Here is a 21,660-nt window from a genome sequence, read left to right as displayed (position 1 = left end):
TGGAACTGAGACGACATTTCTCAAAGTCCTCAAGATTTTCTGATCAGTAGATGATACATCTGCTTTGATTTAATACTCTCTATCTCTTTCCTCTTGATGTGTGTGTGTTTGGGTGTGGCTGTTGCCACCCCTTTTTTTGGTTTTTATGTGAAGTAAAATCCGTAACAGCAAATTCTTTCATTTAAACTTTTATCCGAAAGCAAAATCATGAGCAATAAATTGACTCCGCCTGCTGAACTGCCTAATGAGCAGGATTTACGGGCGGTCTTGGCGTACAACATGCGGCTTTTCCGCGTGAATAAAGGCTGGTCTCAGGAAGAGTTGGCGCGACAATGCGGTTTGGACAGGACTTATGTATCGGCTGTGGAGCGCAAACGCTGGAACATTGCGTTATCGAATATTGAAAAGATGGCGACGGCTTTGGGCGTGGCGGCGTATCAGTTGCTGCTGCCGCCGCAGGAACTGCTAAACCTGATGACCAATCCCTCCGATACTCAACAGAGGTCGTCTGAAAACGATATTTGACCGCCGAACCACCTTTAGCCTTATGCCATCCATAACTCGAAAGAATAAAAAATGTCTGCAAACCTGTCTTCAGCATTGGAAACCTTCAAACAACAACGTGATGCCGCCGAATCACATTATTTGAAAGTCAACCGCGTGTCAGTATTCTTCAAGGAATACACGGCGGCAGTCGAAACCTTGCTGGCGGCACTTTGGGACAAACATTTCCAAAACAGCGGTTTATGCCTGATAGCAACTGGCGGCTTCGGGCGCGGCGAATTGTATCCTTATTCTGATTTGGATTTGGCGGTCGTGTCGTCTGAAACCGTTTCAGACGACCTTCAAGAAAAAATCGCGGCTTTTGTGCAGGATTTGTGGGACATGAAACTTGCGCCGTCGGTCAAAAGCGGCAGCGTTGATGAGCTGTGCGAAAGCGTGCGCGATGATATTACAGGGGACACGGCGTTTTTAGAGGCTCGTTTTTTGTTCGGCAACCGCCAGACAGCAGACGAGTTGACGGAAAAAATGAACGCGCAACGCAATGTAGCGGCGTTTATCGAAGCAAAACTGGTGGAGATGGAACACCGCCATGCCAAATCGCAAGGTTCGGGAACGGTATTGGAGCCGAACATCAAAAGCTGTCCGGGCGGTCTGCGCGACATCCATACCCTGCTTTGGATAGCGAAAGCGCAAGGCTTGGCGGCCAACCTGCCTGCGTTGGTACAACAAGGTATTCTGACGCGCACCGAAGCCGGCATGCTTTCACACGGCTACCGCCGCCTCGCCCACATCCGCATCCATCTGCATTTAAACGCGAAGCGCGCCGAAGACCGCCTGCTGTTCGATTTGCAGCCGCAAGTCGCCGAAAGCATGGGCTATCAAGGCTTGAACCTCCGCCGTCAAAGCGAAGAACTGATGCGCGTGTTTTACCGCGCGATTAAAACCGTCAAACAACTGAGCGGCATCCTCACGCCTATGCTGCAAAGCCGCGTTTCCTCCACGCCGATGCGCGTTACCCTGCGGATTGACGACGACTACATCCAAGTCAACAACCAAATCGCCGCACGGCACACCGATATTTTTTTCAGACGACCCGAACACATTTTCAAAATCGTCGAAATCATGCAGCAGCGCAACGATATTACTGCGCTCGAACCGCAAACCCTGCGCGCTTGGTGGGGCGCGACGCGCAAAATCAACCGCAGCTTTTACCAAAATCCTGAAAACCGCCGCCGCTTCGCCGGCTTTTTCCGCAGCGGCAACGGACTGACCCAAACCCTGCGCTTTCTCAACCTCTACGGCGTGTTGGGCCGCTACCTGCCCGCGTGGGAAAAAATCGTCGGCCTGCTCCAACACGACTTGTTCCACATCTATCCTGTGGACGACCACATCCTCGCCGTCGTCCGCAACGTCCGCCGCCTTGCCCTAGACATGCACAGCCACGAGCTGCCTTACGCCTCCGCGCTAATGCAGTCCTTTGAAAAACAAGACATCCTTTATCTCGCCGCCTTCTTCCACGACATCGCCAAAGGACGCGGCGGCGACCATGCCATACAAGGCATCACGGACGCGCGCCAATTTGCCGCCGACCACTTCCTGACCGAAGAAGAAAGCGACCTGCTCGCCTGGCTGGTCGAAAACCACCTGCTCATGTCCACCGTCGCCCAAAAAGAAGACATCCAAGACCCCGACGTACTCGATGCCTTCTGCAAACGCGTACAAACCCACGAACGCCTCAGCGCACTCTACCTTCTGACCATTTCCGACATCCGCGGCACCAATCCCAAACTCTGGAACGCATGGCGCGCCAGCCTATTGGAAAGCCTGTTCCACGCCGCCGGACGCTACCTCGCAGGCAACGGCGGCAATCCGCACGCCCTCTTCGGCCGCCGCCAACAAGAAGCCGCCGAATTGCTCACCCGAGCCGCCGTCCCTGAAAAACAGCAGAAAAAACTATGGAACGCGCTCGGTTCCGCCTACTTCGCCCGCCATCAGTCCCGCGAAATCCTGTGGCACGCCGCAAACCTCGTACACGACTTTGAAACCCCCATCGTCCGCAGCCGCATCCTGTTCAAAAGCGACAGCTTTCAAGTCATGGTCTTCATGCCCAACGGCCCGCGCCTGTTCGCCCGCCTCTGCCGCATCTTCAGCCGCCACGGCTTCGACATTCTCGCCGCCCGCGCCTTTATCACCGAACACGACTACATCCTCGACACCTTCATCGTGCAAATCCCCTCGCAGCACGCCCCCGAAGACTATCCCGACATCCAAAGCGCGCTCGAAGCAGAACTCAACAGCTTTATCCACGGACACACCGTTGCCGAAACCTCCAGTCACAGCCGCCGCATCAGCCGCCGCAGCCGCTACATGCCGATCGCGCCAAGCATTACCATCACCCCCGAAGAAGACTACCCCGACTGGTACTCCGTCGAAATCACCGCCGTCAACCGCCCCTTCTTGCTCGCCGACATGGCGGAAGTCTTCTTCGCCCACAACGTCAGCCTGCGCTACGCCAAAATTTCCACGCTGGACGAACGCGTCGAAGACAGCTTCATCGTCTTCAGCCCCGATTTGAAAAACCCAAAAACACAGTCGTCGTTGAAACAGGCTTTGTTGGAACAATTGTCAGTGTGACGGTTAGTTTTAAAGGAAAAGCAAGAGGTCGTCTGAAAACCTGTTTTTCGATTTTCAGACGACCTCTGTTTTTGGTTTTGAGACAACTTTCAATCAAGAACCTATTTCTTTTGTTCTGCTTGTCGATATGAATCAACTTAGCCAACAGGCAATCGCACATACGGTTTCTTCTCTATTCGAATCCAGCACAAATGGCTCTCTACACATCAAAAGGTCATCTGAAACCAAGATTTGTTTTTTCAGACAACCTTAACTTATCTTTATCCTTTTATCCTAGCCCCGCCTTTGCCTTTCGCGTACACTTTCTACACCTAAAGAAATGAGAATTACTCTTATGTATCACGGTGAACGTTTCAATGCGTACAGCCATTTGGCAGGCTCGATGCTAGCAGTGGCGGCATTAGTGCTGATGACAGTCAAGGCAAACGGTCCCTACCAACTTGCCTCGGCACTCACCTACGGCATCTGCCTGATCCTGCTCTATCTTGGCTCCACGCTTTACCACAGCATTCCCCAGCCCAAAATCAAAGCGATTTTGCAAAAAGTGGACCACTGCATGATTTACCTGCTGATTGCGGGCAGCTATACCCCGTTTACGCTGATACCCCTTAAAGGCGGCTGGGGGTGGTCATTATTCGGCGTATCTTGGAGCTTGGCACTCTTCGGCATTATTCAAGAACTGACTATCGGCAGGAAAAGCAAAAAACGGCTGCTCTCCATGATGATTTACGTCATTATGGGTTGGCTGATTTTAATTGCCGTATCGCCACTGGTCCGAGCCCTTCCCTTTGCCGGGCTGTTTTGGCTGACGTTGGGCGGTATTTTATACAGCGCAGGCATTTATTGGTTCGTTAATGATGCCAAAATCAAACACGGACACGGCATCTGGCACCTATTCGTCCTTGGCGGCAGCATAGCGCAGTTTCTCTGTATTTATTTCTATGTTCTTTAATCCGTCAAAAGGTCGTCTGAAAACAAGATATACTTTTCAGACGACCTTTTTAAATATTTATTCCCCGAAGACCCCTACATCATTATAATGAACGCCTCATCTATCCATTAATATCAAAATGAACCAAACCGCGACTAAGGATCCGCTCGGTTCCGCATGGATTATCATCGCCACACTCGGTTTTACCGTCATGAACCTCTGCATCAAAGCGGCAGCGGGAAAATTCGGCTTCAGCAGCGGCGAATTGGTTTTCTGGCGCATGAGTTTTGCAGCCGTCATGCTTGCCGCCATAGCGAAAATGCGGGGAGACACATTTGCCACGCGGTATTGGAAAATCCATCTCAACCGCAGCGTCATCGGCGCAGCGGCGATGTTGTGCCTGTTTTATGCCGTTACCCACCTGCCACTGGCAACAGGCGTAACCTTAAGCTACACCTCGTCGATTTTTTTGGCCGTATTCTCATTTTTGATTTTAAAAGAACGGATTGCATTTTATACGCAGGCAATATTGGTATTCGGCTTTATCGGTGTCGTCCTACTGCTAAACCCTTCGTTCAAAGGCGGACAAGAAATTGCCGCATTGGCAGGCTTGGCAGGCGGAGCGATGTCGGGCTGGGCGTATTTACAGGTACGCGAATTGTCCCTGCTTGGCGAACCGGGCTGGCGGGTCGTTTTTTACCTGTCGGTAACCAGCGTCGCCATGTCGGCGGTTTGGGCGACGCTGACCGGCTGGCATTCCTTATCTGCCGAGGCATTACCCTACTTGGCAGGTATCGGGCTGTCCGCAACCATCGCCCAACTCTGCATGACCCGCGCTTATAAAGTCGGCAACAAATTCACTGTCGCTTCACTGTCCTACCTGACTGTCGTTTTCTCCGCATTGTCAGGCGTAATGTTTTTAGGAGATAGCGTTACTTGGCAGGAAACCTTTGGTATGATTATTATTGTAGCAAGCGGCGTATTGAGCGGTATCCGGCCGGTTGCGATTAAAAAATGGTTTTCCGGACATTAACGTCCTCAAACAAGGAGAGCATGATGATTTCCATCCGAGAGCAGTCTTATGGTTTGAATGTAGCGTTGTACAACGAGTTTACGCTGGACGACTTCCGCCAACTCGAATCCGCCCTGTTGGAAAGCAAACAAAAAATCCACCTGCCCGACATACTCTTGGATTTGTCCATGCTGAAAGACTTCACCATCGATATGGCGGTGGAACAAATAAAATTCCTCAATCAACACGAAAACGACTTCGGTCGGGTTGCCGTCATTACAGATGACATCTGGATCAAACTCGGCGCACGCCTCTCCAGCCTCTTGACCAACCAACACCCCAAATATTTTGATGATGCTACAAAGGCTCAAGAATGGCTGCTGGCAAGCAACCTCAAACCTTAATCTCAAAAATAAACGGCACGCCAAGGTGTGCCGTTTATTTTTTGCATTTTCAATTTCTTAAAACCTGAAACTGTTTTTACTTGCCCCCCAAATGGCGGCGGTAAAACCGGTCAATATCCGCTATCGCCTTTTCATCATTCGGCCTCAAATCGATTTTCAAATCGGCAAGCCGTATCAGCATCAGGTCTTCTTGTTCCGCCACCGTGCAGCTGACTTCCCCGCTGCTACGCAGATGCGCGATGAGTTCGTCCAACTGCCGCAGGGCGTTTTCGTAGGCGGCATTTTGTTTGTCTTCTGCCATATGGATTCCGTTTCTCATAGACAATAAAAAATGGCGGGGAATCAATCCCGCCATTATTCTACGGCATAAGCCGCACGTTTAATTAAGCAGCCTGAATGTTAGCAGCTTGTTTGCCTTTAGGGCCGGTGGTTACGTCGAAAGACACGCGTTGGCCTTCTTTCAGGGTTTTGAAACCTTCCATGTTGATCGCTGAGAAGTGAGCGAACAGATCTTCGCCGCCTTCGTCAGGAGTGATGAAACCAAAACCTTTAGCGTCGTTAAACCATTTTACGATACCGGTTGCCATTAGAAACTTCCTATACTTAAAAATTAACAAAATCAGCAAAATAAGGCATACAGCAAACTTAAACGTTCAGCGTTTCTCCCTAGCTTTATATACTTGGTCGAGTGCCGGCTTCTGCTTAACCGTCTTTTTACATTTGTTAAGCCAAAACGTCAAGCCATACAAGGGAAAAAGTGCGAAAATGGCGGAAACCGACCAAAATACAACAGAAATCGAAATAAACCTTATAATCACTTTATTTATAGATTCATTTGATATCAAACCTTTCACAAGGTCGTCTGAAAACAAATCCTCTTCCACAAAGCCAAATATTTATGAACAACCCAAACACACATCACGAATCCGATACACTTTTAAGCGACCAAAAAACCGCCCCGCCGAAACGTTACGGCGTATTTTTGCTGAACGACGATTACACCACGATGGAATTTGTCGTCGAAATCCTGACCGAAATCTTCATGCTCGGACAGGAGCAGGCGGTGGCGGTGATGCTGTTGGTTCATCACGAAGGCAAAGGCTTGTGCGGCACTTACACACGGGACATCGCCCAAACCAAGCAGCAGCAGGTCATGCAACGGGCAAAAGCCGAAGGGCATCCGCTGCAATGTATTGTCGAGGAGATTTAATATGCTTTCACCCGAATTGGAACAGATTTTGCAGCAGCTTTACCGCGAGGCGCGTAAGGCTCATTATGAATTTATCAGCCTCGAGCATCTGCTTTTGGTGTTAATCGAAGAAGACGCCTCCGTCCCCAACGTCCTCAAGCTCTGCGGCGCAGATTTGAAAGTGTTGTCCGAACAGCTCGCCGCCAGCGTTGCCGAAAATACCCCGCAGATTCCCGACCACCTTTTAGATACGGTCGAAACCCAGCCCACGCTCGGCTTCCAACGCGTCATCCAGCGGGCGATGGTGCATACCCAATCCGCAGGCAAAGGCTTGGTCGAGCCGTTGGACGTTTTGGTGGCGCTGATGAGCGAAACCGACAGCCACGCCGTCTATTTCCTCAAGCTGCAATCGGTTACGCGTTTTGAAGTTTTGCGCTGCATTGCCCACGGCGCAACCGAAGATGATAAACACAAAGGCTTTTCAGACGACCCCGACAATGATTCAGACGACCCTGTCGAATCGAAAAGCGGCTCGCTGTCGGACTACACTGTAAACCTCAACACCGAAGTCAAAGCCGGCCGCATCGACCCCTTAATCGGCAGAAAACACGAAATGGAAAGGCTGGTGCAAATCCTGTGCCGCCGCCGCAAAAACAATCCGCTTTTGGTCGGCGAAGCAGGCGTGGGCAAAACTGCGCTGGCGGAAGGCTTGGCGCATCAAATCGTCAACGGCGATATTCCCGACGCGCTCAAAGAGGCCGAAGTGTACGCGCTGGATATGGGTTCGCTTTTGGCGGGTACAAAATACCGCGGCGACTTTGAAGCTCGGGTCAAATCCGTCTTGAAGCAGCTCGAAAAAATCCCGCAAGCCATTTTGTTTATCGACGAAATCCACACCATCATCGGCGCAGGCAGCACGAGCGGCGGCACGATGGACGCATCCAACCTGCTCAAACCGGCGCTGGCAAAAGGTTCGCTGCGCTGCATCGGCGCGACCACCTACGACGAATACCGCACTATTTTCGACAAAGACCATGCCCTAAGCCGCCGCTTCCAAAAAATCGACGTGGTCGAACCCACCGTCGCCGAAACCGTGCAAATCCTGCGCGGCTTGAAACCGATGTTCGAAGGCTTCCACCAAGTGCGCTACACGCAAGGTGCACTCGAAGCCGCCGCCGAACTCTCCGCGCGCTACATCAACGAGCGTTTCCTGCCCGACAAAGCCATCGACGTAATGGACGAAGCAGGCGCGGCGCAACGGATTTTGCCCAAATCCAAACAGAAAAAAGTCATCGGCAAAGCGCAAATCGAAACCGTCATCGCCAAAGTCGCGCGGATTCCTGAAAAAACCGTATCGAACGACGACAAACAAGTGCTGCAATTCCTCGGTCGCGATTTGAAAAACATGGTTTACGGTCAAGAAAACGCCATCGACGCGCTGGTTGCCGCCGTCAAAATGTCGCGCTCCGGCCTCGCCCTGCCCGACAAACCCATAGGCAGCTTCCTCTTCTCCGGCCCGACCGGCGTCGGCAAAACCGAAGTCGCCAAACAGCTTGCCTACTCGATGGGCGTACCGCTGCAACGTTTCGACATGTCCGAATACATGGAGCCACACGCCGTATCGCGCCTCATCGGCGCGCCGCCGGGCTACGTTGGCTTCGACCAGGGCGGTCTTTTGACCGAAGCCGCCAACAAACATCCGCATTGTGTGTTGCTCTTGGACGAAATCGAAAAAGCCCATCCCGACATTTTCAACGTCCTCCTGCAAGTCATGGACGCAGGCAAACTGACCGACAACAACGGCAAGAGTGCCGATTTCCGCAACGTCATCCTGATCATGACCACCAACGCAGGCGCGGAAAGCCTCAGCCGCCCCAGCCTCGGCTTTACCGCCAAACGCGAACGCGGCGACGAAATGCAGGCGATCAACAAACTCTTCACGCCAGAGTTCCGCAACCGCTTGGACGCGATTATCCCGTTTGCACCCTTGTCCGAACCCGTCATCGCCAAAGTCGTGGACAAATTCCTGCTCCAGCTCGAACACCAGCTCCTCGACAAAAAAGTCGAAGCCGAATTCACACCGGCATTGCGCAAATATCTGGCGGAAAAAGGTTTCGACCCGCAAATGGGCGCGCGCCCGATGCACCGCCTGATTCAGGAAAAAATCCGCAAACCGCTCGCCGACGAACTCCTGTTCGGCAAACTCGCCGACGGCGGCTTCGTGCGGATAGACTGGGATGCGGCAAAAGAAGAAGCCGTGTTGAAATTCAAGAAAAACAAAGCCAAACCTGAAGCAGCAGCGGTTTGACGGATAAGGCAAAAGGTCGTCTGAAAACGAGATTTCCGTTTTCAGACGACCTTTTTGTGATTAAAACTCAATCCTCCGCTTTATGAAGCAAAGTAATCAACGCCTCCTGCTTTTCCGGCGACAGCGCGCGGAAATATTTCAACAACAACGCCTCTTGCGGGGAAACTGCCCCACCTTCTTCCAACATTCGTCCGTGCCGCAGCCATTCTCCGCTGGTATCCAGCCATTTCGCCAGCGTTTCGATTTTATCGGGCGTCGGAATCGAACGTCCGACCAACCAATGATGGAAAGCCTGCGTACTGACGGATTGATTGGGATGGCGCAGATTAAAGCGGTTGGCAAGGCTGGCGTTGGAAAGATTATCCAAACCCGCCAGCCTGATTGCGGTTTTCAAGCGTTCGCTGAAATCAATTTTGTCTTGTTCGGTATGCATAATCGAGAATTATGAATAGCCGACTGTTGCAAAATTTAACAGTTCTGTTGTTTTTGTAAATTATTTACTTGATATTTTCAAATGACTGGTTGATAATACACCTGCATTTCAATTATCAACCCACTCATTGCAAAGGAAACATCTATGTCTTTAAAAAAAGTAAGTGCAGCAACTATTATCGCCCTGAGCTTGGCGGCTTGTAGCAGCGGCAGTGATTCTCCCAACAGCACACTGCCCAACACTAACCCAACTGTTACTAATCCGTCCAACGGCAGCCAAACGAACAACGGCAATGCCGCTGCCAACAATGAAAATAATGCCGCTAGCAATGGCAACACTGCTGCAAATGCGAATAACCCTGCCAACAGTGGCAACACTACCGCCAATAATCCGCCACCGCACGTTGATTTTTCAGTTTCATACGAAGGTATAAAAAATACCGCCGATAAAGATATCCGAGAACTTGCAGAGGATAAGAAAATTGATGGGGCAGTTATTCTCAAATCTTATAAGGTAAATTTAGGAAACCAATCCAGCAGTGGTAATAATTTTGATTTATCCAGTATTCCACTTAAAACGTTAGACAGCCAAAACTATCAGGAAACTGTCGTTGCACGGGCAGAAGGTCAGAACCATACCATTACCCGAAACGGTGTTGCTCATATTTACCGTCAAAACTATTCCCTGATTGCAGGTATTACGCCCACTGGCTTAACACTTAATGGTGAATCAGAAAAGCTGGATGCTGACGATGACGATACCAATATCCTGATTAAAGGTTATACCACCCAAAACCTGCCTACTGCGGGGAAATTCGACTATTCCGGTATTGCAAGCGATGGAGATAAGAAAGGAAAATTGGCTTATTCTGTTGACTTCGACAGCAGAAAAGGTAGTGGCAAAATTACAGGTCTTGACAGCGACATTCATCTGAATGAAGCAGAAATTAAAAAAATGAGCTACACCAATAAAGAAACTGACGGAACCACAATTAAGGGACACGGCATCGAAGGCTCTTCCAACCGTGGCAGCTACCGACTCGGCTTCTTTGGTCCAAATGCGGAAGAAATCGTCGGAACTGTCGATGATCGCCAAAATGGTGAAATTGGTTTCGCCGGTTCTCGCTAATTTATAGTTGATAATAGTACAGAGGTCGTCTGAAAATGTTTCAGACGACCTTTCGACCATTTTCACCGCGTTATCCGTATAATGACAGGATACTCCGGCAATCCATATCCTACTGAATAAAATGAATAAAAATCACCTCGTCTTACTGATGCTCTCTTTCCCAATAGCCGCCCTTGCCGATACACCCGTTGTCCGTGTACCTGCGCCTGTATTTTTTGACAAGCAGCCTAACAGCGAAACACCCTCAAAAGATTTTACCGACGACAAACCCGCAGAACAGAGGCTTTCAGACGACCTTTCTGCCGATTCCTCATTGGAAGCACAAATCAACCGCGCATTAATCGGACGGGACTGGAAGACGCTGGAAGGCTTGTTGGCGCAATATAAAGCTGCACCCGACCGGGATGCCGTTTTATACGATTATGCTTTAGGCGCGTTGCGGCGCAGTCAGTTGCGGCATGGTGAGGCTGTATCTCTCTATCGCGGCATTTTGGCGAAACATCCCGATTTGGCGTATCCGCGTTTCGATTTGGGCGTAATGATGTTTGAAAACAAACAGTACCATGAGGCAAAAGCTGAATTGAAACGGGCAAAACCGGATTTGCAGCCGCCCATGCAGCAACTTGCTGACCGCTATCTTGCTTCCATTGAATCGGCGCAAAGCTGGCAGCCCGATGTTTCACTGCAATACGAGCAGACCGATAATGTGAACAATGCCTCATCCGAGCGCGTTATAGAATGGAACGGCAGACGCTGGAATAAAACCGCTGACAGCCTGCCGCAAAAGGCGCACGGTATCCGCTACGGCGCAGGCGTATCGCGCGAAATCAATGTAGGCGGACATCATTTTGTTTACGGCAGCCTGAGCGGCGACGGCGTGCATTATTGGGACAATCAGGATTTTAACGAGCAAAGCCTGCGCTTGGCGGCAGGCTATAAAAACCGTTCGGCGGTACAATCTTTCGGCGTTGTACCGTTTGCCGAGCAAAACTGGCTGGGCGGCAAACGCTATAATCGCGAAACCGGTATCCATACCGATTTTTCACGTCGTCTGAACGAAAAATGGCGGCTCTCGCTCAATGCAGGCTATATCAAAAAATACTATCGGAACAGCGGCTCGGCAGCGCGTTACAACAGCCATATGCCGCTGGCGGGGGCAACGCTGGCATACTCTGCACCGAAAAACTGGCTGCTCTACGGCGGCGCAGACTGGTCGCACGACATAACCAAAGAAGCGGAGCAGGCATCCGTGCGCAAGGGCATACGCTTCGGCGCGGCGAAAGCGTTTGAGAACGGATTCGGCATCCGCACCAACCTGCGCTACGCCCGCCGTACCTTTGATGCGCCGGGAAGCCTGGTGTACCGTCTGACCCGTAAAGACCATGAATATCAGGCAAATGCCTCTGTTTGGCACAATAAAATTTCATGGAAAGGCTTAGTGCCGCATTTGAATTTCCGTTATCTCAAAATCGACAGCAATATGAGCGGCTTCTATTCCCGCAAAAGTATGCAGACATTCGTCAGTGTGGAGAAACAGTTTTGAAGCAGCAGGGATAAGGGGTCTGAAAAACACTCTGCCCGCCATCCGCCGAGATTCCCGCATCGGCAGGAATCCGTCGAAAATCTTGAGAAATAGGTATTTGAAAAACGGTTGTCAAAATTAAAAGTGAATCTCCACCTATGCGGAAATGACGCCGATTGAAGCGTTTCTGTTTGAATAACAACAAATCGGTTTCGAAAATCCGAGCGGTAAACCCGATAAAAAGGTCGTCTGAAAGCCCAAGCAGCTTTTCAGACGACCTTTTTTGATTTTCAGCTTGCACAACTGCCCTTCACAAGGCCTTGTGCTTGCGACGCTTGAACCATTTGCCCAATATACCGCCTTCGCGCCCGAACACCAGCGATACGGCATACAGCACGCCGCAGCACAAGATAATCGCAGGTCCGGACGGAATTTCGACGTGATAGGAAAACAGCAGTCCGGCAAAACCGCAGACCAGCGCGATAAAAACGGACAAAGCCATCAGCGCACCCATGCTTTTCGCCCAGAGCCGCGCGGTAATCGACGGCAGCATCATCAGACCGACCGACATCAGCGTACCAAGTGCCTGAAAGCCTGCAACAAGGTTCATCACTACCAAAATCAGGAAGACGACGTGCCAAAAGCCGCCCTTCCCGCCGACAGCTTTCAGAAACAGCGGGTCTATGCTTTCCAAAACCAGCGGGCGGTAAATAATCGCCAATGCCGTTACCGTAACGCTTGCCGAGGCGGCAATCAGTTGCAGCGCGGGAATATCCACCGACAAGACCGACCCGAACAAGAGATGCAGTAAATCGACGCTGCTGCCGTTTTTACTGACCAAAACCACGCCGATTGCCAGACTACTCAGATAAAAGGCGGCAAAGTTGGCATCTTCCTTCAACGATGTAAAACGGCTCGCCAAACCCGCCAAGAGCGCCATCAGCAAGCCTGCTGCAAACCCGCCGACGCTCATTGCAGGCAGGCTCAGCCCGGCAAACATATAGCCGATTGCCGCACCGGGCAGGACGGCATGGCTCAAAGCATCGCCTACCAGGCTCATGCGCCGCATGACCAGGAACACGCCGACCGGAGCGGCACTCAAAGCCAGACAGAATACCGACGCAAGCGCATAGCGCATAAAGTCGAATTCCGCAAAAGGGGAAATCAGCAAATCGTATAAATTCATGGTATCCGGTCAATAAGGGAAAACTTCTGAAAATGGGAAACGTCGTCTGAAAATCCTTAGCCGCGTCTTTCAGACGACGTATGGCTTTACAAGGGGGGGCGGCGCAAACTATACGTCGCACCAGTCCTCAGACTCCTGCCGCTGCATCAGCATATTCGCGCGGGCAAGGTTGTCATCGGTCAGGACGGACGGCGTCCTGCCCGCCGCAACCTTTTCCCGAGCCAGCAACAGCGTGTCCGAAAAATAATCGCGTACCTGCGCATAATCGTGCAACACCGCGATAACTGCCTGCCCTTCCTCATTGCATTGGCACAATACGTCCAAGAGCGCGTAGGTTGTACGTGCATCGACGGCGTTGAAAGGTTCGTCCAAAAGCAGGAATTTCGCCCCCTGCGCCAGCATACGCGCAAATAAAACGCGCTGAAACTGACCGTTGGACAAATGGGCGATCTGCCTGTCGGCAAAATCCCGCATACCGACGCGTGCAAGCGCATCCAAAACGCGGGTACGCTGCGCCGCGTCAACCCGTCCGAAAAAGCCGATTTCGTACCACAAACCCATCGCCGCCAGTTCGAAAACCGTCATCGGCTGGCCGCGGTCGATGTCCGACTGCTGCGGCAGATAGGCAATGTCTTTGCGTTGCAGGTTTTGCAGGAGGACGCGTCCCGTATCGACTTGCTGCAAACCCATGACCGCTTTTAAAAAAGTTGATTTGCCCGCACCGTTCGGCCCGCAGACCGCCCACATCGAATGCTCGGCAAATTCGATGCCGACATGGTGTACGGCAGGCCGCGTCCGGTAGCTGACCGTCAGATTTTCAACAACGATACTCATGCAACCGCCCAAAAATACATGCCCCAAACCGCCGCCAAAGCGAAAAGTGCAATCAGCAGGCGTTGGAACAATCCGGTGAGTAAAATGGAATTCATAACAATATCGGAATTAAAGACGATGTGTTCAAAATGAAACAAAAGTAAAGATGATACTTTATAACATTATGATTGTAAACATAAAGGCAGTATCCGGATATAGGCACGATTCTTGTGGACAAAGCATCTGCCGTTTTCAGACGACCTTTTTCAAAGCCGGTGCAGGCAGATTGCCCGTATAAGCGGCGTGTGCCTTGCCTACGAAGAAACGACCCGGCTTATTGTCCCGATTCAGGAGTCAGTAGGCCAGATATGAGTATCCAACGTTATCAACATTCAAACCCTAATTAGGCAATGTGGAAAATTTCAAGCAGTTGTCGGATACAAGTATCCTACCTGCATCAGCAGGCAATGAATCCAAACACAAAAGGTCGTCTGAAAACCGATATTCAGGTTTTCAGACGACCTTTTACGCTTCAAATCCCGTGTTATTGCAGGCTGTGTTCCAGCGAAATACCTGCCGCCCAGCCGGTTTTGGGGTCTTTGCTTTCTTTGACTACGCCCGAGTTGAACGAGAGGGTCGTGCGTTTGGAGAATTTGTATTCGGTGTTGAACGCGAGCTGTTTGTAGTTCTTGCCGGTATCGGAGCGGCCGTAGGCGACGCCGAGTTTTGGGGTGATATTGCCCATGGTGTAGCCGGCGGTCACTTGGAAGTCGCGGGTGTTGGTGTTGGTTTTGGTTTCGTCTTCCCAGTGGAATTTGTCGGCGACATTGCGGGCGTACATCATGCCGGCGGCGAGATAGAGGTTATCTTTGTCGTAGCCGACTTTCATGGAATGAACCTGTCTGTCTTTGGTATCGTCGGGCGAACCGTTACGGGCGTATTCGAGGGCGTAGTGGGCGTTGAAGCCGTTGGTCGGGTGTTTGTAGTGCAAGCCTACGCCTGCCATCCAGTCGCCGTTGCGTTTCCTGTCTTTGTATTTGTTGGCACCGGGCGCGATTTGGACGCGGTAGTTGAAGCCGTTGTCGAAGGTTTTGGATTCGTAGTTCAGGGCGATTTCACGACCGCCGAAACGGGTCATGCGCCCCATGGTTTGGGTGTGGTTGTTGCCGTTGAATGCGTCTTGTTCGCCGGTCAGGTAGTGCATGGGGGTACTGAGCCAGCCGGCACGGACGGTACCGAAATCGCCGCGCAGGCCGATATAGGAGTCATCCGTACTCCAGCCGTTGTAATCGAAAGCGACGAATGAATTGACGCCGTAGATGAGCTTGAGGTCTTTGTCGAGTTTTTCACTGCCCATAATCCAGATGCGGCTGTTGTTGTCGGATATATCGGTAGCGGATTGGCCTTTGCCGTTGCGTTCGTGCTCGATGGAGGTAAATATCCGCCCGCCGATTTTGGCTTCGTTATCGGACGCCAAAGCAGGAACGGCAAGCGGGACGGCAACCGCAATCATCAGCAACTTCTTCATTTTATTCTCCTTTTGTTTGATTTTTCTGAACTTTTGTTTCGACAGGGTTTTATACTATTTTAGGATTGCAAAAAAATCAATATTTTTGTAATCGCTTGTAACTTTTATTTTTAAAAATGTTTTTTATGGCGTTTTTTTGTGTTATCTTGCAAACCAATTCCAAAAACGGGTGGATTTTTTTAAATATCCATAGAGAATAAATCTATTTATCCGCCTAAATTCAGAATATTTCCCCATCTTGTAGTCGTATGTAATTTTTTTATTTCTACAAGACGCAAACGGAGGGGAGATAAGGAAAAGAGGAGAAACAACGTGCTGCCGACCAAACCTTATTCCGTATCGGCTTTATCGCTTGCCGTGGTGCTTGCGCTGTCGGCGTGTAATCGCGAAGTCAAGCCCGCGCCTGAATTCAAACGCAGCGAATACAATAAAATCGTCATCAGCAATGCGGTCGAACCGAGTACGCTCGATCCGCAAAAAAGCTCGGATATGGCGGCGGGCGCGATTATCCGTCAGATGATGGACGGCCTGACAGGTACGGATGATGAAGGTAAAACCATTCCCGCTTTGGCGTTGAAATGGGAGCCGTCGGACGAAGGGCGCGTTTGGACGTTCCACCTGCGCGATGCAAAATGGAGCAACGGCGACCCGATTACCGCCGAAGATTTCGTGTACAGCTTCCGCCGCCTCGCCGATCCCGAAACCGCCGCGCCTTACAGCAGCTACTTGGAGGACGCGAAAGTACAGGGCGCGGCAGAGATTTTGCAAGGCAAGGCGAAGCCCGATACTTTGGGCGTGAAGGCTTTGGACGCGAAAACGCTGCAATTCACGCTCACCGCGCCTGTGCCGTATTTCCCCGATATGATGGTTCAGCAATTCACTTATCCCGTCCACCGCGCCACCGTCGAGAAATTTGGCGAAAAATGGACGCAGCCTGGCAATTATGTCTCCAGCGGCGCATACATCCTCAAAGAATGGCACGTCAACAGCCACATCACCATGGATAAAAACCCTGCTTATTATGACAGCAAAAAAGTATCCATCCCGCAGGCGGTGTTCCTCGCCATCGGCAAAGAATACGACCGCTACCGCGCCGACGAAGTAGATGTTACCTACGGCATTCCTTCCGACCAGATTAAGATTGCCGAAAAAGAATTTCCCGGACAGGTTCGGCGCGCGACTTTGCTGTGTTCTTGGTTTTTAGAGCCGAACTTAGAATCCGCCGAATTTAAAAATCCCAAAGTCCGCCGCGCGCTCAACCTGCTGACTGACCGCGCCATCATTACCAAGGTTGCCGGACGCGGCGACCAAGAAGCGTTCCAGCTTACCCCGCCGAATATGCAGGGCGGTGGCGAATCTGCCCCCGTGTGGAAGCCGCTCAAGCGCGAAGCGCGTATTGCCGAAGCAGAAAAACTCTTGCGTGAAGCGGGTTACAGCGAAGAGAAACCGTTCGAGTTCCAAATCATCTATACCACCAGCGAGGCCGCCAAGAAACAGATTACCGCGCTGCAATCCGTTTGGAAGGCGACCGTGCCGTTTGTGCGCCCCACGCTGATGAACGAAGAATGGAAAACCTTTTTGGACACCCGTATGCAAGGTAATTTCAGCATGGCGTTTGCAGGCTGGTGTTCCGACTACAACGACCCTGCGGGCATGCTCAATATTTTCAAATCCAACAATCCGAACAACGCCGTCCGCTACAAAGCCCCCGAGTTTGACAAGCTGATGGACAGCACGCTCGAAGCGGGTATTTCCGCCGAAGAGCGCGCCCGCCGCTACGTCAGCGCCGAGGCGATGCTGCAACGCGACGATGCCTTTATCCCGCTGTATCACCAAGTCAGTATCAATCTGGTGAAACCCGACATCCAAGGCTACTCCGACCGCGACCCGCTGAAAAACTACACCGTCAAGAATTGGTCGTTTGCACCCAAGAAGTGATTTGATAACATAGACACGTTTTTCAGACGACCTCCCTGTACACTAAATTGAAGAGGTCGTCTGAAACCGCGAAACCCTATTGGAGAATCCCGTTCATGAATACCGTATCGAATTACCTGTCCGCATTGCGCGAAGCCATGAAGGCGCAAGGCTTGGACGCACTCGTCATCCCCTCCGCCGACCCCCATCTTTCCGAATATCTGCCCGCACACTGGCAGGCGCGCCGCGAGTTGTCGGGCTTTACCGGCTCGGTCGGCACTTTCGTCGTTACCGCCGATGAAGCGGGCGTTTGGGTGGACAGCCGCTATTGGGAGCAGGCGACCAAACAGCTTGCGGGCAGCGGCATCGAGCTGCAAAAAAGCGGGCAAGTTCCGCCGTACAACGAATGGCTCGCGGCAAACCTGCCCGAAAACGCCGCCGTCGGCATCCCTTCCGATATGGTCTCGCTCACCGGTAAACGCACTTTGGCGCAGTCCCTAGCCGCCAAAAACATCAGCATCGAACACCCCGACGACCTGCTTGACCGCGTATGGAGCAGCCGCCCAGCCATCCCCGCCGAAACGGTGTTCATCCACGATCCCGCCTACGTCTCCGAAACCGCCGCCGAAAAACTCGCCCGCGTGCGCGCCGTCATGGCGGAAAAAGGCGCGGATTACCACTTGGTTTCCTCGCTTGACGACATCGCTTGGCTGACCAACCTGCGCGGCAGCGACGTGCCTTTCAACCCCGTTTTCGTGTCCTTCCTGCTTATCGGCAAAGACAACGCCGTCCTGTTTACCGACCAAGGTCGTCTGAACGCCGAAGCCGCCGCCGCGCTGCAAACCGCCGGCATCACGGTCGAACCTTACGCCCAAGTTGCCGACAAACTCGCGCAAATCGGCGGCACGCTGCTTATCGAGCCGAACAAAACCGCCGTCAGTACGCTCGTGCGCCTGCCCGAAAGCGTGCGCCTGATCGAAGGCATCAACCCGTCCACCTTCTTCAAATCCGTCAAATCCGAAGCCGACATCGCCCACATCCGCGAAGCGATGGAACACGACGGCGCGGCGTTGTGCGGCTTCTTCGCCGAGTTTGAAGACATCATCGACAACGGCGGCAGCCTGACCGAAATCGACGTGGACACCATGCTCCACCGCCACCGCAGCGCACGTCCGGGCTTCATCTCATTGAGTTTCGACACCATCGCGGGCTTCAACGCCAATGCCGCCCTGCCACATTACAGCGCAACGCCCGAAAGCCACAGCACCATCAGCGGCAACGGTCTGCTGCTCATCGACTCCGGCGCGCAATACAAAGGTGGCACGACCGACATCACCCGCGTCGTCCCCGTCGGCACACCGACCGCCGAACAAAAACGCGACAACACCCTCGTTCTCAAAGCCCATATCGCGCTTGCCGAAGCCGTGTTCCCTGAAAACATCCTCTCGCCGATGATAGACGCCATCTGCCGCAAACCCTTGTGGCAGGCACAATGCGACTACGGACACGGCACCGGACACGGTGTAGGCTATTTCCTCAACGTCCACGAAGGTCCGCAAGTCATCGCCTGCGCCGCCGTTCCCGGCCCGCAACACGCCATGAAAAAAGGCATGGTTACCTCCATCGAACCCGGACTCTACCGTCCCGGCAAATGGGGCATCCGCATTGAGAACCTCGCCGCCAACCAAGCTGTTGCCAACCCGCAGGAAACCGAGTTCGGCAGCTTCCTCTACTTCGAAACCCTGACCCTCTGCCCCATCGACACCCGCCTGATGGACACCGCCATGATGACCGACGGCGAAATCGACTGGGTCAACCGCTACCACGCCGAAGTCCGCCGCCGCCTCGAGCCGCTGACCGAAGGCGCGGCAAAAGCATGGCTGATCAAACGCACCGAACCGCTGGCGCGTTAACCGCAAAGGTCGTCTGAAAAGGCCGTAGCGTGGGCTTTGCCCACGAGAAACACCAGCAAAAAGGTCGTCTGAAACCAAAAATCCGATTTCAGACGACCTCCGAAACAAACCCAAAACGCATGCTTCCGCCCGCGACTGCCACAATAAAAAACCGTCCGAAATCCTATTCTAAAGTTTTCAGACGACCATAAAACAAAAGCCCGCACACTCCAAAACCAAGGGCCTGACTACAAAGAAGAGAAACCATCCCAAGCGTCCGAACCCCGTTCAGACCGCCTTCCCGTATTCAGGCATATTCCGACCCACCAAGCCCCGATCAGGTACGATATGCTGAAATTCATCATCCGCCGCATACTTTCCGCCATCCCCACCATGCTGGTACTGATTACCGTCTCATTCTTCCTGATGCGGCTCGCACCCGGCAGCCCCTTCACCGGCGACAAAAACGTACCGCCCGCCGTATTAGCCAACATCGAAGCCAAATATCATCTGAACGACCCGATGTACCTGCAATACTTCAACTATCTCAAACAACTCGCCCACGGCGACCTCGGCCCCTCGTTCAAATACAAAGACTACAACGTCAACGAATTGCTCTCCCAAGCCCTGCCCGTCTCCGTCGAACTGGGCGTGTACGCCTTCATCGTCTCCACCGTCTTGGGCGTACTCATGGGTACCATCGCCGCACTCAGGCGCAACACATGGGCGGACTACACCATCATGACCGCCGCCATGACCGGCATCGTCGTCCCCAGCTTCGTCAAAGCCCCCATCATGATTTTCATCTTCGCCATTACCCTCAAATGGCTGCCCGCCGGCGGCTGGAATGACGGCTCGTTGACCAGCCTCATCCTGCCCGTCGCCGCCCTCTCCATAGGCTATGTCGCAGGCCTCGCCCGCATCACGCGCGGCGCGATGATAGAAGTGTTGAACAGCCCCTACATCCGCACCGCACGCGCCAAAGGGCTGTCGATGAACAGCATCGTCCTGCGCCACGCCCTGCGTCCCGCCATGCTGCCCATCCTCTCCTATCTCGTTCCCGCCTTCGTTGGTATCATCACCGGCGCCATCGTTATCGAAAGCGTCTTCGGTCTGCCCGGCATCGGACAACTCTTCGTCAACGGCGCGCTCAACCGCGACTACGGCATGATCTTGGGGCTGACCATCCTCGTCGGCGTACTGACCATCGTCTTCAACGCCATACTCGACATCCTCTACGCCCTGATCGACCCCAAAATCCGCTATTAAAAGCAAAAAAGGTCGTCTGAAAACCGGTTTTGCCGCTTTCAGACGACCCCCGAACAAAAAACGGAGAACACCATGCTATTCAACAAGAAAAATTCCCGCGCCATAGCAGAAGCCGCCGAACAGGCACAAGTACACGGACGCAGCCTGTGGCAGGACGCATGGCGGCGTTTCAGCAACAACAAAGCCGCCCTGTGCAGCGTCTTCATCCTTGCCGCCATTATCCTCTTCGTTATCGCCGTCCCCTGGGTCAGCGCCTACACCTACGACCACACCGACTGGGACAACATGCAAATCCCGCCTTCCTTCGCCACCCGCCACTACTTCGGCACCGACCTGCTCGGACGCGACCTCTTTACCCGAGCCGCCGCCGGCGGACGCATTTCCCTGCTCATCGGCATTGCAGGCGCACTTGTCGCCGTCGTCATCGGCACGCTCTACGGCGCACTCGCAGGCTTTTTCGGCGGCAAACTCGACTCCGTCATGATGCGCCTGCTCGAAATCCTCAACGCCTTTCCGTTTATGTTTTTCGTCATCCTGTTGACCACCTTCTTCGGGCGCAACCTCTTACTCATCTTCGTCGCCATCGGACTCGTCTCATGGCTGGACGTCGCCCGCATCGTCCGCGGCCAAACCCTCAGCCTCAAACACAAAGAATTCGTCGAAGCCGCCCGCATCACAGGCGTATCCCGCCGCCGCATCGTTACCCGCCACATCATCCCCAACGTACTCGGCGTCGTCATGGTTTACGCCTCCCTGCTCGTCCCCGGCATGATCATGTTCGAATCCTTCCTCAGCTTCCTCGGATTGGGCGTACAAGAACCCCAAACCAGTTGGGGCTCCATGCTCCAAGAAGGCGCAGCCTCCATGGAAGCCGCCCCGTGGCAGCTCCTCGTCCCCTGCTTCTTCCTCGTCGCCACCCTCTTCTGCTTCAACTTCATCGGCGACGGCCTGCGCGACGCACTCGACCCCAAAGACCGCTGATACACACAA

The 21,660-nt window shown here is 52.7% G+C and carries 20 protein-coding genes; 13 read left to right on the top strand and 7 right to left on the bottom strand.

The features are described 5' to 3' along the window. The first annotated feature begins 207 nt into the window (after positions 1–207). The 5 genes from J7445_RS02150 to J7445_RS02130 all read left to right on the top strand — a co-directional run bounded on the left by J7445_RS02150 (position 208) and on the right by J7445_RS02130 (position 5,485). On the top strand, positions 208–525 hold the full coding sequence (locus J7445_RS02150; RefSeq protein ID WP_019270896.1) for a helix-turn-helix domain-containing protein: 318 nt from the start codon (positions 208–210) through the stop codon (positions 523–525). A 51-nt stretch (positions 526–576) separates the two neighbouring features. After that, a complete protein-coding gene (gene glnD / locus J7445_RS02145; protein ID WP_070655989.1) occupies positions 577–3,138 on the top strand; it encodes a [protein-PII] uridylyltransferase in 2,562 nt (853 codons plus the stop codon). Positions 3,139–3,472: 334 nt separating this feature from the next. Continuing rightward, on the top strand, positions 3,473–4,090 hold the full coding sequence (gene trhA, locus J7445_RS02140) for a PAQR family membrane homeostasis protein TrhA (RefSeq protein WP_019270898.1): 618 nt from the start codon (positions 3,473–3,475) through the stop codon (positions 4,088–4,090). Between the two features lie 118 nt (positions 4,091–4,208). Continuing rightward, positions 4,209–5,102, top strand: coding sequence for a DMT family transporter (locus J7445_RS02135; RefSeq protein WP_070655987.1), 894 nt, complete (start codon positions 4,209–4,211; stop codon positions 5,100–5,102). A gap of 23 nt (positions 5,103–5,125) precedes the next feature. Beyond that, a complete protein-coding gene (locus J7445_RS02130) occupies positions 5,126–5,485 on the top strand; it encodes a SpoIIAA family protein (protein WP_016687463.1) in 360 nt (119 codons plus the stop codon). Positions 5,486–5,561: 76 nt separating this feature from the next. Here J7445_RS02130 and J7445_RS02125 read toward each other — a convergent pair whose 3' ends face one another. Then, positions 5,562–5,786, bottom strand: coding sequence for a branched-chain amino acid ABC transporter (locus J7445_RS02125; RefSeq protein WP_070439848.1), 225 nt, complete (start codon positions 5,784–5,786; stop codon positions 5,562–5,564). An 82-nt stretch (positions 5,787–5,868) separates the two neighbouring features. After that, a complete protein-coding gene (locus tag J7445_RS02120) occupies positions 5,869–6,072 on the bottom strand; it encodes a cold-shock protein (RefSeq protein WP_002217533.1) in 204 nt (67 codons plus the stop codon). Between the two features lie 311 nt (positions 6,073–6,383). On the opposite strand from J7445_RS02120, the gene clpS reads away from it, so the two are divergent. Continuing rightward, positions 6,384–6,695: an ATP-dependent Clp protease adapter ClpS gene (gene clpS, locus J7445_RS02115; RefSeq protein WP_003755322.1), complete on the top strand. Its 312-nt coding sequence runs from the start codon at positions 6,384–6,386 to the stop codon at positions 6,693–6,695. Position 6,696: 1 nt separating this feature from the next. Continuing rightward, positions 6,697–8,982, top strand: coding sequence for an ATP-dependent Clp protease ATP-binding subunit ClpA (gene clpA, locus J7445_RS02110; protein WP_209283113.1), 2,286 nt, complete (start codon positions 6,697–6,699; stop codon positions 8,980–8,982). A 67-nt stretch (positions 8,983–9,049) separates the two neighbouring features. Here clpA and J7445_RS02105 read toward each other — a convergent pair whose 3' ends face one another. After that, positions 9,050–9,415, bottom strand: a complete 366-nt coding sequence (locus tag J7445_RS02105) for a transcriptional regulator (RefSeq protein ID WP_016687458.1) — start codon at positions 9,413–9,415, stop codon at positions 9,050–9,052. Positions 9,416–9,559: 144 nt separating this feature from the next. On the opposite strand from J7445_RS02105, the gene J7445_RS02100 reads away from it, so the two are divergent. Then, a complete protein-coding gene (locus tag J7445_RS02100; RefSeq protein ID WP_070539061.1) occupies positions 9,560–10,543 on the top strand; it encodes a factor H binding protein domain-containing protein in 984 nt (327 codons plus the stop codon). 121 nt (positions 10,544–10,664) lie between these two features. Further along, the gene (locus J7445_RS02095) at positions 10,665–12,086 is read left to right on the top strand and encodes a surface lipoprotein assembly modifier (RefSeq protein WP_070539060.1); all 1,422 of its coding nucleotides are present in this window, start codon (positions 10,665–10,667) and stop codon (positions 12,084–12,086) included. Here J7445_RS02095 and J7445_RS02090 read toward each other — a convergent pair. The 4 genes from J7445_RS02090 to J7445_RS02070 form a co-directional block, all read right to left on the bottom strand. Further along, positions 12,064–12,366: a hypothetical protein gene (locus J7445_RS02090; protein WP_141744896.1), complete on the bottom strand. Its 303-nt coding sequence runs from the start codon at positions 12,364–12,366 to the stop codon at positions 12,064–12,066. The genes J7445_RS02095 and J7445_RS02090 overlap by 23 nt on opposite strands. Positions 12,367–12,375: 9 nt before the next feature. Beyond that, complete coding sequence (locus J7445_RS02085; RefSeq protein WP_019270326.1) at positions 12,376–13,251, bottom strand: metal ABC transporter permease; 876 nt, start codon at positions 13,249–13,251, stop codon at positions 12,376–12,378. Positions 13,252–13,359: 108 nt separating this feature from the next. After that, positions 13,360–14,085, bottom strand: coding sequence for a metal ABC transporter ATP-binding protein (locus J7445_RS02080; RefSeq protein WP_209283112.1), 726 nt, complete (start codon positions 14,083–14,085; stop codon positions 13,360–13,362). Between the two features lie 523 nt (positions 14,086–14,608). Continuing rightward, the gene (locus J7445_RS02070) at positions 14,609–15,592 is read right to left on the bottom strand and encodes a porin (protein ID WP_003741763.1); all 984 of its coding nucleotides are present in this window, start codon (positions 15,590–15,592) and stop codon (positions 14,609–14,611) included. Positions 15,593–15,904: 312 nt separating this feature from the next. On the opposite strand from J7445_RS02070, the gene J7445_RS02065 reads away from it, so the two are divergent. From J7445_RS02065 to oppC, 4 genes are all read left to right on the top strand, one after another. Continuing rightward, complete coding sequence (locus J7445_RS02065) at positions 15,905–17,530, top strand: peptide ABC transporter substrate-binding protein (RefSeq protein ID WP_209283111.1); 1,626 nt, start codon at positions 15,905–15,907, stop codon at positions 17,528–17,530. 95 nt (positions 17,531–17,625) lie between these two features. Beyond that, the gene (locus J7445_RS02060) at positions 17,626–19,422 is read left to right on the top strand and encodes an aminopeptidase P family protein (RefSeq protein WP_070655980.1); all 1,797 of its coding nucleotides are present in this window, start codon (positions 17,626–17,628) and stop codon (positions 19,420–19,422) included. A gap of 327 nt (positions 19,423–19,749) precedes the next feature. Beyond that, a complete protein-coding gene (gene oppB, locus J7445_RS02055; protein ID WP_019270320.1) occupies positions 19,750–20,670 on the top strand; it encodes an oligopeptide ABC transporter permease OppB in 921 nt (306 codons plus the stop codon). A gap of 72 nt (positions 20,671–20,742) precedes the next feature. Next, positions 20,743–21,651 (top strand): oligopeptide ABC transporter permease OppC, encoded by a 909-nt coding sequence (oppC, locus tag J7445_RS02050; RefSeq protein WP_070655978.1) that lies wholly within the window; start codon positions 20,743–20,745, stop codon positions 21,649–21,651. The last annotated feature ends 9 nt before the right edge of the window (positions 21,652–21,660 follow it).

Source organism: Neisseria sicca (assembly GCF_017753665.1).
Lineage (GTDB): Bacteria > Pseudomonadota > Gammaproteobacteria > Burkholderiales > Neisseriaceae > Neisseria > Neisseria flava.
This window is presented reverse-complemented; position numbering and strand designations above follow the sequence as displayed.